This window comes from Sphingobium limneticum (assembly GCF_008710165.1).
GTDB lineage: Bacteria > Pseudomonadota > Alphaproteobacteria > Sphingomonadales > Sphingomonadaceae > Sphingobium > Sphingobium limneticum.
The window spans coordinates 19,372-35,297 of the sequence record NZ_VYQA01000007.1 but is presented as its reverse complement, the minus strand read 5'-3'; the positions used below and the strand labels follow the sequence as shown (position 1 = coordinate 35,297).

The window sequence follows — 15,926 nt, the reverse complement described above, 5'->3', positions numbered from 1 at the left end:
CCTATGAGTAATATATTGCACAGTCAAGATCGGCCGACGGAACGCCGCCCCGATGTCCTCGCCCATGTCGCCGGCAATGTTCGCGCGCTTCGCGCCGAGCGCGGCCTCAGTCAGGATGGGCTGGCGACGGCCGCGGATGTCAGTCGCCGCATGATCTCCGGCATCGAAAGCGGGGAGGCGAATGTCAGCCTTTCGACGCTGGACCGGCTGGCGGCGGCGCTGGGTGTCAGCTTCTCCCGCCTCGTCCGCCCACCCGAAATGCCGGACAACAGCCGAATCGACAGTCTCGCCTGGCGCGGGCCAAGCCCGGACAGCCGCGCTACCTTGCTCGGCACCGTCCCCGCCGCGCGGGAGGCGGAATTATGGACATGGTCGCTGGGGGCAGGGGAGGTCTATCCGGCCGAAGCCGACGCCGCCAACTGGCATGAAATGCTCTATGTGACGGACGGCGTGCTGACCGTGGAGCGGGAGGGCGCTGCTCCCAAGCGCGTGGAGAGGGGCGACTTCCTGATCTTCACCAGCGATCGCCCCTATCTCTTCGCCAACCGCGAAACCGAACCGGTCCGCTTCGTCAGGAATGTGGTGTTTTGAAGCAATAAGTTTCGTTCGTGTCGAGCGAAGTCGAGAAACAACGCAGTGCGCTTCTCGACCTTGCCGATAATTGGGCCGATAATTGGCCGTCATTCTTTCTTCAGGTCGTTCCCGGCCTTTTCCAGCGTCGTACCGACATCATGCTTGGCCTCGCCAGCCTCGCGCTTGGCATCGGCCGCCGCATTGTCGCTGGCCGCGCCGATCCGTTCGGCACCATTGTCGATCGCATGGCCGGCATGATCCAGCCCGTTGTCGATCTTGGCGCCTGCATCGTCGACGGCATTGCTCACGTCATTGCCGATCGCCGATCCGGCATTTTCCAGATTGGTCTGCGCCTTTTCCGAGCAGGCGGACAGACCGGCGACGCTCAAAACCGCGACCGCGGCGAGTAGGGATGTGCGCATGGTGGCTCCTCTTGCCATTGAATAGTGCCTGTCTAAGCGCAGAAAGCGGCAGAAGGTTTCGCAGCCGTGTCGTTTATCCGCCGCGCAGGCCGAACACCATCGACCGGTCGGCTTCGGGAATCAGGCCCTCCAGCACGCGCCAGAATCCCGTCACCGATCCCTGGCCCGCCTGCGCATAGGCGGTCGCCATCTTCTCGCGCAGCGCGCGAAACAGTTCCGCTTCCAGCGCCTTGCCCGCCGGGCTGAGCCGCAACAATTTCTGCCTGCGATCGCTCGCACCGGTGCGCGTCTCGATATAGCCCCGTTCGACCAGGTCGTTCAGCACGCGCCCCAGCGATTGTTTGGTGATGGCCAGCAGGCGCAGGAGATCCTTGACCGTCAGGTCCGGCTGGCGGGAAATGAAATAGAGCGCCCGGTGATGCGCGCGCCCAAGCCCCTGCGCGGCCAGCCCCTCGTCGATCGATCGAGTGAGGGCGGAATAGCCGAAATACAGCATCTCGATCCCGCGCCGGATCTCGTCCTCGCGCAGGAAGAGCGGCGAGGCAGGCGATATCTGCGTGGCGGAGGGGTTGGAAACCGACATGAAGGGCTGTGATCCGGCAAAAGGGCTACGCGCATATTGGCGTCATCAAACTATCATGACTAGGCTTTCCTTTCACGAATGACACGTTATATGGCGTCCCCGCGCCGGCATGATGTTCGGCGCTGCTGGGGCGTCGCCAAGCGGTAAGGCAGCGGCTTTTGATGCCGCCATGCGCAGGTTCGAATCCTGCCGCCCCAGCCAATATTGCCGAATTGATCATCGGCATGCCGCACATCCTGCATCCTATATGGCCCAATCCCGGTGGTGGCGTCGCTTGTCGGTCGGCTGCTGCGCCGCTGCGTTTCGCGCCCATCGTGCGTGCCGGCAGCGCAATCATATGCAAATACTATGCGGCCGGCCCGATCCCCGTCTCGCATTCCGCTCTCGCTCCGCCCTAGTTGCGCAACCGCAGACAGGCCCGCCGTCATTTCGCGACGGGCGCTGCGGGAGCTTTCTATGCAGGACATCCTCTGGATCGGCGCCATCCTGGCCTTGCTGGCCGCCAGCCTCGGCTATGCCGCGCTGTGCGACAATCAGTGAGGGGTGCACGCCATGACACTCGATCTCTGGCTCGCCGCGATCACCGCGCTCGGGCTGCTTTCCTATCTGGTCGCCGTGCTCGCACGGCCCGACCGCTTCTAAAGGAGGCGTCGTCATGACCATCCAGGGATGGACCCTCATCCTCCTCTTCGTCGCCATGGTGCTGATGCTGGCCAAGCCCGTCGGCCTGTGGCTCTTCGCCCTGTATGAAGGGCGCCGCACGCCGCTTCATGCGCTGCTCGGACCAGTGGAGCGCGGCTTCTATCGCCTTTCGGGCATCGACCCGACGCAAGAGCAGGGATGGCGGCGCTATGCCGTCCATATGCTGATCTTCAATGCGGTGCTGCTGCTCGCCACCTATGGCCTGCTGCGGCTTCAGGGCGTGCTGCCGCTCAATCCGCAGGGGTTCGGCGCGGTCAGCGAGCCGCTCGCCTTCAACACCGCGATCAGCTTCGCCGCCAACACCAATTGGCAAAGCTATGCCGGCGAATCGACCATGTCGAACCTCAGCCAAATGCTGGCGCTGACCATTCATAATTTCCTGTCGGCGGCCACCGGCATCGCGCTCGCCTTCGCCCTTTTTCGTGGCTTTGCCCGGCGCAGCGCGACGGGGATCGGCAATTTCTGGGCCGACATGACGCGGGTGACGCTCTATCTGCTGCTGCCTTTGTCGGTCGTGCTGGCGCTATTCTACATCGCCAGCGGCGTGCCGCAGACCTTGGCCGGATCGATCGACGTCACCACGCTGGAAGGCGTGCGTCAGACGATCGCGCTTGGCCCGGTCGCGTCGCAGGAAGCGATCAAGATGCTGGGCACCAATGGCGGCGGCTTCTTCAACGCCAATTCCGCCCATCCGTTCGAAAATCCGACCGCGCTCACCAATCTGGTACAAATGCTCTCGATCTTCCTGATCGGCACGGGCCTGACCTACACGTTCGGCAAGGCGGTCGGCAATGTCCGTCAGGGCTGGGCGATCCTGGCCGCGATGATGACCCTGTTCCTGATCGGCGTCACCATCACCTATTGGCAGGAAGCGGCCGGCAATCCCATCCTGCATGGCCTGGGCGTTGCCGGCGGCAATATGGAGGGGAAGGAACTACGCTTCGGCATCGCTGCCTCGGCCCTCTTCTCCGTCGTCACAACGGCGGCCTCCTGCGGGGCGGTCAACGCCATGCACGACAGTTTCACCGCGATCGGCGGCATGATCCCGCTGTTCAACATGCAGTTGGGCGAAGTCGTGATCGGCGGCGTGGGCGCTGGCATCTATGGCTTTTTGCTGTTCGCCATTCTGGCCGTGTTCGTCGCGGGATTGATGGTCGGCCGCACGCCGGAATATGTGGGCAAGAAGATAGAGGCGCGCGAAGTGAAGCTGGCCGTCTTGGCCATCGCCATATTGCCGCTCATCATCCTGGGCTTCACCGCCGTCGCCAGCGTGCTGCCGGCTGGCCTAGCCGGACCGCTCAACAAAGGGCCGCATGGCTTTTCAGAAATACTCTACGCCTTCACCAGCGCGGTGGCGAACAATGGGTCGGCCTTTGCCGGGCTGAGCGCCAACACGCCCTTCTATAACGGCATGCTGGGCGTGGCGATGTGGATCGGCCGCTTCTTCATCATCGTGCCGATGCTGGCGATCGCCGGCGGTCTGGCGGCCAAGCGCCATACGCCCGAAACGGCCGGCTCCTTTCCCACCACCGGTCCGCTCTGGACCGGCCTGCTGATCGGCATCGTGCTGGTCGTGGGCGGCCTCACCTTCCTCCCCAGCCTCGCGCTCGGCCCCATTGCGGATCATCTCGCAATGGTGCGCGGCCAGCTTTTTTAAGGATCACCCCATGGCCCGGTCCGAACAAAAATCCCTCTTCACGCTCGACCTGATCCTGCCCGCCTGCGCCGACGCCGTGCGCAAGCTGCATCCCGCCGCGCTCATCCGCAATCCGGTGATGTTCACCACCGCGACGGTCGCGCTTCTGCTCACCCTGTTGCTGCTGGTGGGGCATGATGCGCTGGCGGTCGGCTTCAAGCTGCAACTGGTCGTCTGGCTCTGGCTGACGGTGCTGTTCGGCACCTTTGCCGAGGCGCTGGCGGAAGGACGCGGCAAGGCGCAGGCCGCTTCGCTCCGCGCGGCCAAGGCGGAACTGACCGCCAAACGGCTGAAAGGCAGCGGCCCCGATCATGAGACGGTCGCGGCCAGCGCGCTCAAGCTGGGCGACATGGTGCTGGTGCAGACCGGCGACCTGATCCCGGCCGATGGCGAAGTGGTGGCTGGTGTCGCATCGGTCAACGAAGCCGCCATCACCGGTGAAAGCGCACCGGTCATCCGCGAAGCCGGCGGCGACCGCTCGGCAGTCACGGCCGGTACCCGTGTCATTTCCGATGAGATCCAGGTGCGGGTGACGGTCAATCCGGGACAAGGATTCATCGACCGGATGATCGCGCTGGTGGAGGGGGCGGAGCGGCAGAAGACGCCCAATGAAATCGCGCTGACGCTGCTGCTCGTCGGCCTCACCATCATCTTCCTGATCGCGGTCGCGACCATTCCGGGCTTTGCCAGCTATGCCGGCGGCGGCATTCCGGTGGCGATCCTGGCGGCCTTGCTCATCACCCTGATCCCGACCACGATCGCGGCGCTGCTGTCGGCGATCGGCATTGCCGGAATGGACCGGCTGGTCCGCTTCAACGTGCTCGCCAAATCGGGCCGCGCAGTCGAGGCAGCGGGCGATATCGACACGTTGCTGCTGGACAAGACCGGCACCATCACCATCGGCGATCGGCAGGCGACTGAGTTTCGCCCGGTCGGCGGCACCATGCCGGCGGCTTTGGCAGAGGCGGCGCTGCTCGCCAGCCTGACCGACGAAACGCCCGAGGGCCGCTCCATCCTGCTGCTCGCCCGCGAACAGTTCACGCAATTGCCGGACAGCCTGCCGTCGGACGCGGAGGTCATTCCCTTCACGGCGCAGACCCGCATTTCGGGCGTCCGTATCGGTGACATGGTCATTCAGAAGGGGGCGGTGGATTCCATCCTGCGCGCCAATCCCGCTCTGGAGGGCGATCCGGTCACGCAGGACTTGCGCCGCATCACGGACGAGATCGCTCGCGCCGGTGGCACGCCGCTCGCCGTTGCGAAAGACGGCAAGCTGCTGGGCGCCATCTTCCTCAAGGATATCGTCAAGGCCGGCATCAGGGAGCGGTTCGGCGAACTGCGCGCCATGGGCATCCGCACCGTGATGATCACTGGCGACAATCCGCTGACCGCCGCCAGCATCGCGGCGGAGGCCGGGGTCGATGATTTCCTGGCGCAGGCCACACCGGAGGACAAGCTGGCCCTGATCCGCAAGGAGCAGGAAGGCGGGCGTCTGGTGGCGATGTGCGGTGACGGCACGAACGACGCCCCGGCGCTGGCGCAGGCCGATGTCGGCGTGGCGATGAACACCGGCACGCAGGCCGCGCGCGAAGCAGGCAATATGGTCGACCTGGACAGCGACCCGACCAAGCTGATCGAGATCGTCGGGCTGGGCAAGCAATTGCTCATGACCCGCGGAGCGCTGACGACCTTCTCCGTCGCCAACGACATCGCCAAATATTTCGCGATCATCCCGGCCATGTTCGTGGCGCTCTATCCGGGCCTCGGCGTGTTGAACGTCATGGGCCTTTCTACCCCGGAAAGCGCGATCCTTTCCGCGATCATCTTCAACGCGCTCATCATTCCGCTGCTGGTGCCGCTGGCGCTGCGGGGCGTGACCTATCGCCCGATCGGCGCGGGGCCGCTGCTGGCGCGCAACCTCGCTATTTACGGGCTGGGCGGCCTCGTCTCGCCCTTCATCGGTATCAAAATCATCGACCTGGCCGTCAGCGGCCTTGGCCTCGCTTGAAGGATTTCCCCATGGGCAAAGATATTCTCTCCTCGCTTCGTCCCGCCATCGTCATGGCGCTGCTGTTCGGCGCCTTGTTAGGCCTCGGCTATCCGCTCGCCATGACCGGCATCGGCCAGATGCTGTTCCCGGCACAGGCCAATGGCAGCCTGCTACGTCAGGACGGTCGGGTCATCGGATCGTCTCTGATCGGCCAGAATTTCAGCGAGCCGCGTTATTTCCACCCGCGTCCCTCGGCAGCGGGGAAGGGCTATGACGCGCTGGCCTCGTCCGGCTCCAATCTCGGCCCGACCAGCCAAGCCCTGACCGACCGGGTGAGGGCGGACGTCGCCACTCTGCATCGCAATACGTCAGATCTTTTCGTTCCGTCCGATCTGGCGACAACCTCCGCCTCGGGCCTCGACCCCCATATCTCGCCCGAGGCGGCTTTTTATCAACTCGATCGAGTCGCCCGTGCGCGCCGCATGCCCCCCGCTCGGCTGCGCGGACTGATCACGCAATCCATCGAACGCCCGCTGCTCGGCTTTCTGGGCGAACCTCGCGTCAATGTCCTCGAACTCAATCGACGGCTGGACGGGATTGGCGCTAATGAACGGCCATGAACGCTGACGCCCGCCCGTCCCCCGAGTCTTTCCTGCGCCAGGCGGCGCGGGAGGAGCGGGGGCAGCTCAAACTGTTCCTGGGCGCGGCGCCGGGCGTCGGCAAGACGTACGAGATGCTGACCGACGGGATGCGGCGGCTGAAATCCGGCACGGATGTGGTCATCGGCGTCGTGGAAACCCATGGCCGCCGTGAAACGGAAGCGCTGATCGCCGGCCATGCGGTCATGCCGCGCCGCATGGTCGACCATGCCGGCCACAGTCTGGGCGAAATGGATCTGGACGCCATATTGGAACGGCGCCCGCAACTGGTGTTGGTGGACGAACTGGCGCATCATAATGCGCCGGGCAGCCGCCATCCCAAACGCTATCAGGATGTGGAGGAACTGCTGGACGCCGGGATCGACGTCTATTCCACGATCAACATCCAGCATATCGAAAGCCTGAACGACGTCGTTGCGTCCTTCACCCGCGTGCGCGTGCGCGAAACGGTGCCGGACGCCATGCTGGACGGTGCGGAGATCGAGGTCGTCGACATTCCGCCCGACGAACTGATCGAGCGCCTGAAGGAGGGGAAAGTCTATATCCCGGCCGAAGCAAGCCGGGCGCTCAACCATTTCTTTTCAAAATCGAACCTGACGGCGCTGCGCGAACTGGCATTGCGCCGGGCGGCGCAGGCGATCGACGCGCAGATGCTCGACTATGCGCGCAGTCATGCGCTGGCAGGCAGTTTTGCCGTGGGCGAACGGGTGGTCGTCGCGGTCAGCGAACAGCCGAGCGGACCGGGGCTGGTGCGGGCGGCCAAGCGCCTGGCCGATGCGCTGAAGGCCCCCTGGACCGCCGTGCATATCGAAACGCGCCGCGTGCAGGGCTTTACCGATGTGGAGCGCAAGGCGGTGGCGGATACGCTGGCGCTGGCCTCGCGTCTGGGCGCGGCCACCGCCAGCGTGCCGGCGCAGAGCGTGCTGGATGGCCTTCGCGCCTACGCGATCGACGCCCGCGCTACTCAGATCGTCATCGGCAAATCGGCGCGATCGCGGCTGTTCGAACTGCGCCATGGATCGGTGGTCGATCGGCTGGTGCGCGATATGGGGCAGGTGGCGGTCCATGTCCTGCCCGCCGACGAGGATCAGGTGGCGCCGCCTCGAAAACCGCTGCGCATGCCTTGGGGCAGGCCGGCGGACTATCTCTGGTCGGCCGGCCTGATCGTGGCGATGACGGCGCTCGGCCGCCTGCTGCTGGCGGTCATCGACCTTGGCAATATCGCGCTGCTCTATCTGGTGCCGGTCATGTTTGCTGCCGCAACCTATGGCCTTCGCGCCGGGCTGTTTGCGGGCATCGCGTCCAGCCTCGCCTATAATTTCTTCTTCCTGCCGCCGACCGGGACACTGACGGTCAGCAATCCGGAAAATATCATCTCCATCCTCGTATTGCTGGGCGTGGCGATCGTGACCAGCCAGTTTGCCGCGCGGGTGCGGGGACAGGCGGACCTCGCCCAATCGAGCGCGCGCGCCAATGCGGCGCTGGCAGGCTTTTCCCGCAGCCTCACATCGGCTGCCAGCGGGAATGAGTTGATGCAGGCGATCTGTGCGGAGATCGCCCGACTGCTCGACCTGCGCACGGTCCTCCTTCTCCCCTCGCGCGACGGACCGGACCTGCGCGCCGCCTATCCGCCCGAAGACCGGCTGGAGCAGATCGAGCGCGCCGCCGCCCAATGGGCGATGGACAATGGCCAGCCGGCGGGACGCGGATCCTCGACGTTGACGGCCTCCGACTGGCTGTTTCATCCGCTCGGCACCCAGCGCGGCGTGCTGGGGGTGCTGGGGCTGGCGCGCGACGATGCGGGCGAACCCCTGCGCTCCGATCAGGCGGCACTGCTGACCAGCCTGCTCGATCAGGCGTCCATCGCACTCGACCGCATGGCGCTGGAGGAGGAGATGCAAGGCGCGCGGCAGGTCTATGAACGCGACCGGCTGCGCTCCGCCTTGCTCTCGTCGGTCAGCCATGATCTGCGCACGCCGCTCACCACCATCATATCGGCCATTCATGAACTGAAGCAGCATCAGCCTTCGGCGCTGCTCGACACGGTGGATGGGGAGGCGCAGCGGCTCAACCGCTTCGTCGCCAATCTGCTCGACATGGCCCGGATCGAGGCCGGGGCGCTACCCATGAAGGTGGAGGCGATCGACCTGTTCGATGCCGTCGCCAGCGCGGTGGACGATGTCCGCCAATCGCTGGCCGGCCGCGGCGTGCAGGTCGCGATCCCGCCCGACATTCCGCTGGTCAGGCTGGATCCGGTGCTGCTGCACCATATCCTCATCAACCTGCTCGACAATGCCGGCCGCTATGGCGCGCCGGACACGCCGGTCACGATCCGGGGCGCGCGCACCCATGACGGCATAACCCTGTCGGTGGTGGACGAAGGCCCCGGCCTGCCGCCCGGCGACATGGGCCGCTTGTTCGACACCTTCACCCGGTTGGAAGGGTCTGACCGGGCCAAGCACGGCACCGGCCTTGGCCTTGCCATAGTCAAGGGCTTTGCCGAGGCGATGGGCCTCACCGTCAGCGCCGACAATGAAGCGGACCCGCGCGGCGCCTGCTTCACTTTGCATATCCCCGACACGCGCATCATTATCGACCTGCCTGACGAGAGCCTGCCATGACGATCCGCCACACCGTCCTCATCATCGACGACGAACCGCCGATCCGCCGGCTGATCCAGGCGGCGCTGACCCGTGCCGGCTATGTGACGGTGGAGGCCGGCAATGCGCGCGAGGCATTGGAGCAGTTGCGCATCGCAAAGCCGGACGTCAGCCTGCTCGATCTGGGTCTGCCCGATCGGGACGGGCTGGAGCTTGTGCCGCTGTTCAAGCAGCAGGGCGACACCACGCTCATCATCATATCGGCGCGCGACGCGACGGACGAGAAGGTCGCGGCGCTCGATCTTGGCGCGGACGATTATCTGACCAAGCCCTTCGATACGGACGAACTGCTGGCGCGGGTGCGGGTGGCGCTGCGCAACCGCATGACCCGCCATGGCGGCGCGGTGGCTGTTCGGGCGGGGGATGTCGAAATCGACCTCATCGCCAATATCGTGCGCAAGGGCGGGGCGGAGGTCCATCTGACGCCCAAGGAATTCGCCGTGCTGGCGCAGCTTGCGCGCTTTCCCGGCCGGGTCATCACCCATAGCCAGATCATGAACCATGTCTGGCCGCGCGAACATGTCCATCATGTCGAATATCTGCGCGTGTTGATCCGCACCTTGCGGCACAAGCTGGAAGATGATCCGCAGCAGCCGCGGATCATCGGCAACGAACTGGGCATCGGCTACCGGTTGCGCGCCGCTGACGATTAGCGCGGGTTGGCGCTTCTCCTTGCGGCAGAGCGCGGTTAGAGCCGTCGGCGCAATGCCATCAGCGCAACAAGGAGCAGACGTCCAATGATCGACCCGCGCGCCATCCGCACCTTCCTGGCGGTGTGCCGCGCCAACAGCATCAGCGGCGGCGCGCGCGCGCTCAACATCTCCCAGCCATCCGTATCCAATGCGATCGCGCAGCTGGAACAGTCGCTGGGCGGCGTGTCGCTGTTCGAACGCTCGCGCAGCGGCATCCAGTTGACGCCCGAAGGCGAAGCGTTGCTGCGGCGGGCGGAGGCGATCGACAGCCTGATGGCCGATGTGCAGACGGAGGTGACGCTGGCCAGCGCCGGTGTCGCCGGGCCGTTGCGCATAGGCGGCACGCCCGGTGCGCTGGTCAGCCTGCTGCCCGATGCGGTGCGCCGCATGGAGGCGCGGATCGGCCGTTTCGCGCTGCATGTGGTGGAACGGCCCGACCATGACCTCGCCGCCATGCTGCATCGGGGCGAGATCGAGCTGGCCTTCGTCACCACCGGCATCGAACAGCCGCCTGAAGGCATAGAGGAGCAGACCTTCTCGCGCGATCCTTTCGCCCTGATCGTGGGCAAGCAGAACGACCATATGCCTGCGCGTCTCTCCTTGCGCGACACGGCGCATATGCGCTGGGTACTGCCCGAAGCGCGCGGCGCCTTCCGTCGTCAGGTCGATGCGCTGTTCATGGCCGCCGATATTCCCGTTCCGCAGGATATCATCCGCTGCGACTCCCTGCTCACCACAAAGGCGATGGTGCGCGGCAGCCAGCGCGTCACCATATTGCCGATGCAGGTCGCCTGGGCGGAATTGTCGATCGGCGTGCTGCGGGCGATCACGATCGAAGAAGCGCATTTCGCCCGCAGCATCGGCGTGCGCAAGCTGGCGGGTGGCCGTCTGTCGCGTCTGGGGGGCGAACTGCTCGACACGTTGATCCATAGCTCCAAACTATGACGCATCGAAAAATCATTATTTTTCTTTCTGGTCGTCGCGGTCCATAACGTCTCCACAACGACAACGGGAGAGACTTCAGGTGCGACAGCTTATCCGCAATGTCCGGATATTCGATGGAACGGGTAGCGATCCTGTCCCCGGTGCCGTCCTGATCGAAGGCGACAGCATCGCCGCCATCCTGCCTGCCGACACCGATGCAACGGCTGACACCGTGATCGATGGCCAGGGCGGCACACTGATGCCCGGCATGGTCGATGCGCATACCCATCTCACCTGGGGCAGCTCAGTCGAGAAAATCTATCACCAGTTCATCCTGCCGCCCGAAGAGCTGAAGGTCGCCGCATGGCGCAATGCCCGCGTGCTGCTCGACCATGGCTATACCAGCCTCTATTCGGCGGGCGCATTGGGCGACCAGATCGAACCCGAACTGGCCCGCGCGATCGAAGCCGGCGAAACGCCCGGCCCGCGCCTCGTCCCCTCGACGCTGGAGCGCAGCCCGGAAGGGGAAGAGGGCGTCGAGACGGGCGACGTGTTCAACGGTCGCGGTCCGCAAGCGATGCGCGACTTCGTCGCCTATTGCGCGGCGGAAGGGGTCAAGTCGCTCAAGCTGGTCATTTCCGGCGAAGATGCGCTCAAGCCCGGTTCGTCGGGTGATATCCTCTATACGGACGAGGAGATGCTGGCGGCTGGCGAGGCGGCGAAGGATGCGGGTCTGTGGATCGCGACCCATGCCTATTCGCCGCGCGCCATCACTCTGGCGCTCGAAGCGGGCGCGCGCATCCTCTATCATTGCTCCTTTGCCGACGATGCCGCGATCGACGCGATGGTGGCGAAGAAGGATGCGATCTTTTACGCGCCCGGCCCCGGCGTTTCCGTCGCCGCGCTGGAAGCGTCGCCCCCGCCGCATATCAATATGGCGTCGATGAAGGCGAGCGCGGCCGAGCGTCTGGAGCTGGAAAAGGCGCTGGTGCCCAAATTGAAGGCGCGGGGCGTGCGCGTCCTGCCGGGTGGCGACTATGGTTTCCCCTTCAACCCCCATGGCCGCAACGCCCGCGACCTGGAGCATTTCGTCACCTATTACGGCTTTACCCCGGCCGAAGCCCTGAGCGCCGCCACCATGCTCGGCGGACAGCTTATGGGACAGCAAGTTGGACAGGTGAAGCCGGGCTATCTGGCCGACCTGCTGCTGATCGACGGCGATCCGACAAAGGACGTTCGCGTCATGCAGGATGCCAATAAAATCAATATGATAATGCTCGGTGGGAAGCTGCACAAAGCGCTCGCTGTACAGCCCGTGACCGCCTGACCGGAAAGACGCTTTCATGTTCGACGTTGCGATCATCGGCTGCGGGCCGGTGGGGGCCTTTGCGGCCAATTTACTTGGCAAATCCGGTGCCTCGGTCCTGGTGATCGAGCAGGAGGCGCGCGCCTATCCGCTGCCCCGCGCGGTGCATCTGGACCATGAAATGATGCGCCTGTTCCAGTCGGCCGGGGTCATTGATCGGGTCGCAGGCGACATGCGCGATACCGAAGGGCATCTGCATGTCGGCGCGGACCATGGCGTCATCCGCTACATGGGTACGGTCGGCCGGGCGCGGCCATTCAGCTGGTCGAACGACTATTTCTTCTACCAGCCCGAACTGGAGGATCACCTCCGCGACGCGCTGAATGAACACCCCAATATAACTGTCCAACTCGGTGTCGCATTCGAAGGGTTGGAGCAGAATGCGGACGGCGTGACGCTCCGCCTGTCTGGCGGTCGCAGCGAACAGGCCCGCTTTGTCATCGCCTGCGACGGTGCGCGCAGCGCCGTGCGCAAGGCGTTGGACATCAGGCTGGATGATCTGGATTTCGAGGAACCCTGGCTGGTGGTCGATGCCGAGGTCGATGGCCCGGTCCGCTTCCCCGACCTGTGGGGCGTGCCCGAAGCCGCCGACCTGCAGAAGCTGTCGGTGATGATGTGCGACCCCAAGCGGCCGGCGACGATCGTGCCGGGTCGCGGCAATCATCGCCGCTGGGAATTCATGTTGCTGCCGGGCGAAGACGACCAGGCGATGATGGAACCGGCGGCAGTCGCCGCTTTGGTCGAACCCTATCTTTCCGGGGTGCCGCACAAGGTGGTGCGCGCGGCCACCTATCGCTTTCATGGTTTGATCGCCGAGCGGTGGCGGCAGGGCGGCGTGTTTCTGGCCGGCGATGCCGCGCACCAGACGCCGCCCTTTTTCGGGCAGGGCATGTGCCACGGTCTGCGCGACGTCGCCAATCTGGCTTGGAAGCTCGACCTTGTGCTGAAGGGGCGGGCGCCCGACGCGCTGCTCGATACCTATCAGCCCGAGCGCGACCCCCATGTCCGCGCCGTCATTTCGGCTGCCGTGGGCGCGGGCCGCTATATCTGCATGCTCGATCCGGCAGCGGCCGCCGAGCGGGACGCGAAAATGCGCGAAGCCGCCAAAAGCGCGCAGCAGGGTACCGCCGCCGACCTGATCCCCGCCATCGCCACCGGCATTGTCGCAGCCGGCACGGCGGGCGCGGGCGAACGCTTCATCCAGCCGCGTGTCGGCGACCGGCTGCTCGATGATGTAACGGGGTGCGGCTGGCGCCTCTTCACCCGCACCGCGATCGAGGATGGCGATGTGACCGTCATCGAACTGACGCAACTGGACGACGGCGGCGCGATCGCCGCCTGGCTGGCGGCCCGCAACGCCGAGTCCGTGCTGGTCCGGCCCGACCATTATGTTTTCGGCACCGGCAAGGCGAGCGATCTGATCGCCCGGCGCAACGCGCTGATCGCCGGCGCCGCCCATCAGGAGATCGCCGCATGAGCCTAACCCTGCATCAGGCGCGGACCATCATCGACGCTGCCTTGGCCAAGGGCCGCGCCGATGGCGCGCAGCCGCTGGCCGTGGTGGTGCTGGATGCCGGCGCGCATCCCGTCGCCACTATGCGCGAGGATGGCGCCAGCCTGTTCCGTTTCGACATCGCGAAGGCAAAGGCCGCAGGTGCGCTGGGGATGGGGGCGGATACGCGGATAATGGCCGCGCGTGCCGCTTCCAACCCTGTCTTCTTTCAGAGCGTCGTCGCCGCCACCGGCGGTCGGCTCGCTCTGTCCCCCGGCGGCGTCCTGATCCGTGATGTGGAAGGTGCGGTGATCGGCGCCGTCGGGATCAGTGGCGACACCGGCGACTGCGACGAGGCCTGCGCCATCGCGGGCATTCTTGCCGCCGGCCTTTCCCAGGGAGACGTGAAATGAAGTTGCGCAGTATCGAACTGGCGCTGCCCGGTGCGGCGGAGGCGGCGGCCTTCCTGACCGACATATGGGGCATGGCCCCGGCGGATGTCGTCGGCGATATCCATTATCTGCGCGGATCGGGCAGCTATCCCTATCTGGTCGCGCTGGAAGAGTCGGCGCAGCCCTATGTCCGCTCGACCACCTTCGTCTGCACCGCCGACCGGCTGGAGCAGCTGAAGCGCAGCGTCACCGAAGCAGGCCTGCCTGCCGCGCCCGTCTCCTCCAGCGACCTGGGCGGCGGCCATGGCATCATCGTAGAACTGGCGGAGGGTGAACTGCTCCGCTTTCTGGTCGACGCGGCCGAAGTCGCACCGATCGAGGGCGCCGACCTGCCGGTCAAGCTCACCCATGTCGTGTTCAACAGCGCGGACGCCGAAGCGACCGGCCATCTGGTCGAAGATGCGCTGGGCTTCCGCGTGTCGGACCGGACCAAGGGCATGGTGTTCGTGCGCTGCAACGACTCCCACCATTCGACCGCCTTCGCCCGCGCCGGGTTCGCCAGCCTCAACCATATCGCCTTCGAGATGGAGGATCTGGACGCGGTGATGCGCGGCATCGGCCGCCTGCGCGATCAGGACATGGCGCCGGCCTGGGGACCGGGACGCCATGGGCCGGGCGCCAATGTCTTTGCCTATTTCATCGCCCCCTTTGGCCCCGTGATCGAATTTTCGACCGCCGTGAACAAGGTGCCTGACGATTATCAGGCCGGCGCGCCGGAAGATTGGACCTGGCCCGCCAAGCGGATCGACCAATGGGGCATGTCTGACAAGGATTTCGACGGCCTGCGCGCCGCCGAGGAGAAGTTTCGCCATCGCCGCGACTGGCAGGTCCAGCCGCTGGACGTCCTGACAGAGGAAAATCACTAATGCGTTATGTCAGCTTCCGCCGCCCCGACGGCACTGCCAGTTTCGGCCGCCTGGATGGTGAGACGATCGTTGAACTGGCGACCGACGCGACGCCCAGCCTGAAGGCGGCACTGGCCGAGGGTAGCCTTTCGGCGCTGACCGATGGGGTGACCTTTGTCGCGGCCGACATCGTGCTGCTGCCGGTCATTCCCGACCCAGCCAAGATCCTGTGCGTCGGCCTGAATTACGCCGAGCATGTCAAGGAAACCGGTCGCGAACAGAAAGCCCATCCGGCGATCTTCGTGCGCTATGCTGATAGCCTGGTCGCCGACGGCCAGCCTATGGTGAAGCCGAACGTGACCGAACGCTTCGACTATGAAGGCGAGCTGGCGATCGTCATCGGCAAACCCGCGCACAAGGTCGCGGCGGCCGATGCCTGGAACTATGTCGCAGGCTATGCCGCCTTCAACGACGGCAGCGCGCGCGACTGGCAGCGGCACAATATCCAGTTCACGCCGGGCAAGACCTTTCCCGGCACCGGCGGCTTCGGCCCGGCGCTGGTGACGGCGGACGAGATTGAAGACCTGAACGCCCTGCGCGTCCAGACGCGCCTCAACGGTGAACTGCTTCAGGACCAGCCGGTCGGCGACATGATTTGGGATATCCCGACCGTGATCGAATATGTGTCGGCCTTCACCCCGCTCAGTCCCGGCGATGTCATCGCCACCGGCACGCCCGGCGGCGTCGGCGATAAGCGCACCCCGCCGCTGTACATGAAGGCCGGCGACAAGGTCGAAATCAGCATCGGCACCATCGGCACGCTCACCAACCGCATCATCGACGAACAATAATCAACAATCACCCAATCAT

At 65.3% G+C, this 15,926-nt stretch carries 15 protein-coding genes and 1 tRNA gene; 14 read left to right on the top strand and 2 right to left on the bottom strand.

The annotated features are described in order from the left end of the window. Nucleotides 1–3: 3 nt before the first annotated feature. The gene (locus tag F4U95_RS10765) at nt 4–591 is read left to right on the top strand and encodes a helix-turn-helix domain-containing protein (RefSeq protein ID WP_150425683.1); all 588 of its coding nucleotides are present in this window, start codon (nt 4–6) and stop codon (nt 589–591) included. A gap of 89 nt (nt 592–680) precedes the next feature. Here F4U95_RS10765 and F4U95_RS10760 read toward each other — a convergent pair whose 3' ends face one another. Together F4U95_RS10760 and F4U95_RS10755 are read right to left on the bottom strand one after the other, a co-directional pair. Then, nucleotides 681–995: a hypothetical protein gene (locus tag F4U95_RS10760; protein WP_120250585.1), complete on the bottom strand. Its 315-nt coding sequence runs from the start codon at nt 993–995 to the stop codon at nt 681–683. A 73-nt stretch (nt 996–1,068) separates the two neighbouring features. After that, entirely contained in the window at nt 1,069–1,578 is a 510-nt protein-coding gene (locus tag F4U95_RS10755) for a MarR family winged helix-turn-helix transcriptional regulator (RefSeq protein ID WP_150425682.1), read from the bottom strand. 126 nt (nt 1,579–1,704) lie between these two features. Between F4U95_RS10755 and F4U95_RS10750 the strand changes: the two genes are divergently transcribed. The 13 genes from F4U95_RS10750 (at nt 1,705) to F4U95_RS10690 (ending at nt 15,907) form a co-directional block, all read left to right on the top strand. Next, nucleotides 1,705–1,779: transfer RNA gene (locus F4U95_RS10750), tRNA-Gln, on the top strand. Nucleotides 1,780–2,130: 351 nt separating this feature from the next. Next, nucleotides 2,131–2,220, top strand: a complete 90-nt coding sequence (locus tag F4U95_RS10745) for a potassium-transporting ATPase subunit F (protein ID WP_150425681.1) — start codon at nt 2,131–2,133, stop codon at nt 2,218–2,220. A 13-nt stretch (nt 2,221–2,233) separates the two neighbouring features. Beyond that, nucleotides 2,234–3,937, top strand: coding sequence for a potassium-transporting ATPase subunit KdpA (gene kdpA, locus F4U95_RS10740; protein WP_150425680.1), 1,704 nt, complete (start codon nt 2,234–2,236; stop codon nt 3,935–3,937). Nucleotides 3,938–3,947: 10 nt separating this feature from the next. Continuing rightward, entirely contained in the window at nt 3,948–5,984 is a 2,037-nt protein-coding gene (gene kdpB / locus F4U95_RS10735) for a potassium-transporting ATPase subunit KdpB (protein ID WP_150425679.1), read from the top strand. A gap of 11 nt (nt 5,985–5,995) precedes the next feature. Next, complete coding sequence (gene kdpC, locus F4U95_RS10730) at nt 5,996–6,586, top strand: potassium-transporting ATPase subunit KdpC (RefSeq protein ID WP_150425678.1); 591 nt, start codon at nt 5,996–5,998, stop codon at nt 6,584–6,586. Next, the gene (locus F4U95_RS10725) at nt 6,583–9,246 is read left to right on the top strand and encodes a sensor histidine kinase (protein WP_150425677.1); all 2,664 of its coding nucleotides are present in this window, start codon (nt 6,583–6,585) and stop codon (nt 9,244–9,246) included. The genes kdpC and F4U95_RS10725 overlap by 4 nt, the downstream gene beginning before the upstream one ends. Continuing rightward, the gene (locus F4U95_RS10720) at nt 9,243–9,938 is read left to right on the top strand and encodes a response regulator (protein WP_150425676.1); all 696 of its coding nucleotides are present in this window, start codon (nt 9,243–9,245) and stop codon (nt 9,936–9,938) included. Before F4U95_RS10725 ends, F4U95_RS10720 begins: the two co-directional genes overlap by 4 nt. 84 nt (nt 9,939–10,022) lie before the next feature. Continuing rightward, nucleotides 10,023–10,922 carry a LysR family transcriptional regulator gene (locus F4U95_RS10715; protein WP_120250571.1) on the top strand — a complete coding sequence of 300 codons (900 nt, stop codon included), beginning with the start codon at nt 10,023–10,025 and terminating at the stop codon, nt 10,920–10,922. 79 nt (nt 10,923–11,001) lie between these two features. Further along, a complete protein-coding gene (locus F4U95_RS10710; protein WP_150425675.1) occupies nt 11,002–12,228 on the top strand; it encodes an amidohydrolase family protein in 1,227 nt (408 codons plus the stop codon). A 16-nt stretch (nt 12,229–12,244) separates the two neighbouring features. Next, on the top strand, nt 12,245–13,744 hold the full coding sequence (locus tag F4U95_RS10705; protein WP_150425674.1) for a bifunctional 3-(3-hydroxy-phenyl)propionate/3-hydroxycinnamic acid hydroxylase: 1,500 nt from the start codon (nt 12,245–12,247) through the stop codon (nt 13,742–13,744). Continuing rightward, nucleotides 13,741–14,172 carry a GlcG/HbpS family heme-binding protein gene (locus F4U95_RS10700; RefSeq protein ID WP_150425673.1) on the top strand — a complete coding sequence of 144 codons (432 nt, stop codon included), beginning with the start codon at nt 13,741–13,743 and terminating at the stop codon, nt 14,170–14,172. Before F4U95_RS10705 ends, F4U95_RS10700 begins: the two co-directional genes overlap by 4 nt. Continuing rightward, entirely contained in the window at nt 14,169–15,077 is a 909-nt protein-coding gene (locus tag F4U95_RS10695) for a VOC family protein (protein ID WP_150425672.1), read from the top strand. Before F4U95_RS10700 ends, F4U95_RS10695 begins: the two co-directional genes overlap by 4 nt. Beyond that, nucleotides 15,077–15,907 (top strand): fumarylacetoacetate hydrolase family protein, encoded by an 831-nt coding sequence (locus tag F4U95_RS10690; protein ID WP_150425671.1) that lies wholly within the window; start codon nt 15,077–15,079, stop codon nt 15,905–15,907. Before F4U95_RS10695 ends, F4U95_RS10690 begins: the two co-directional genes overlap by 1 nt. Nucleotides 15,908–15,926: the final 19 nt, after the last annotated feature.

Coding starts and splice junctions, on each gene's coding strand:
- F4U95_RS10720 (WP_150425676.1), top strand. CDS start 9,243: ATGACGATCCGCCACACCGTCCTCATCATCGACGACGAACCGCCGATC.
- F4U95_RS10755 (WP_150425682.1), bottom strand. CDS start 1,578: ATGTCGGTTTCCAACCCCTCCGCCACGCAGATATCGCCTGCCTCGCCG.
- F4U95_RS10760 (WP_120250585.1), bottom strand. CDS start 995: ATGCGCACATCCCTACTCGCCGCGGTCGCGGTTTTGAGCGTCGCCGGT.
- kdpB (WP_150425679.1), top strand. CDS start 3,948: ATGGCCCGGTCCGAACAAAAATCCCTCTTCACGCTCGACCTGATCCTG.
- kdpA (WP_150425680.1), top strand. CDS start 2,234: ATGACCATCCAGGGATGGACCCTCATCCTCCTCTTCGTCGCCATGGTG.
- F4U95_RS10725 (WP_150425677.1), top strand. CDS start 6,583: ATGAACGCTGACGCCCGCCCGTCCCCCGAGTCTTTCCTGCGCCAGGCG.
- F4U95_RS10705 (WP_150425674.1), top strand. CDS start 12,245: ATGTTCGACGTTGCGATCATCGGCTGCGGGCCGGTGGGGGCCTTTGCG.
- F4U95_RS10745 (WP_150425681.1), top strand. CDS start 2,131: ATGACACTCGATCTCTGGCTCGCCGCGATCACCGCGCTCGGGCTGCTT.
- F4U95_RS10690 (WP_150425671.1), top strand. CDS start 15,077: ATGCGTTATGTCAGCTTCCGCCGCCCCGACGGCACTGCCAGTTTCGGC.
- F4U95_RS10700 (WP_150425673.1), top strand. CDS start 13,741: ATGAGCCTAACCCTGCATCAGGCGCGGACCATCATCGACGCTGCCTTG.
- kdpC (WP_150425678.1), top strand. CDS start 5,996: ATGGGCAAAGATATTCTCTCCTCGCTTCGTCCCGCCATCGTCATGGCG.
- F4U95_RS10765 (WP_150425683.1), top strand. CDS start 4: ATGAGTAATATATTGCACAGTCAAGATCGGCCGACGGAACGCCGCCCC.
- F4U95_RS10695 (WP_150425672.1), top strand. CDS start 14,169: ATGAAGTTGCGCAGTATCGAACTGGCGCTGCCCGGTGCGGCGGAGGCG.
- F4U95_RS10715 (WP_120250571.1), top strand. CDS start 10,023: ATGATCGACCCGCGCGCCATCCGCACCTTCCTGGCGGTGTGCCGCGCC.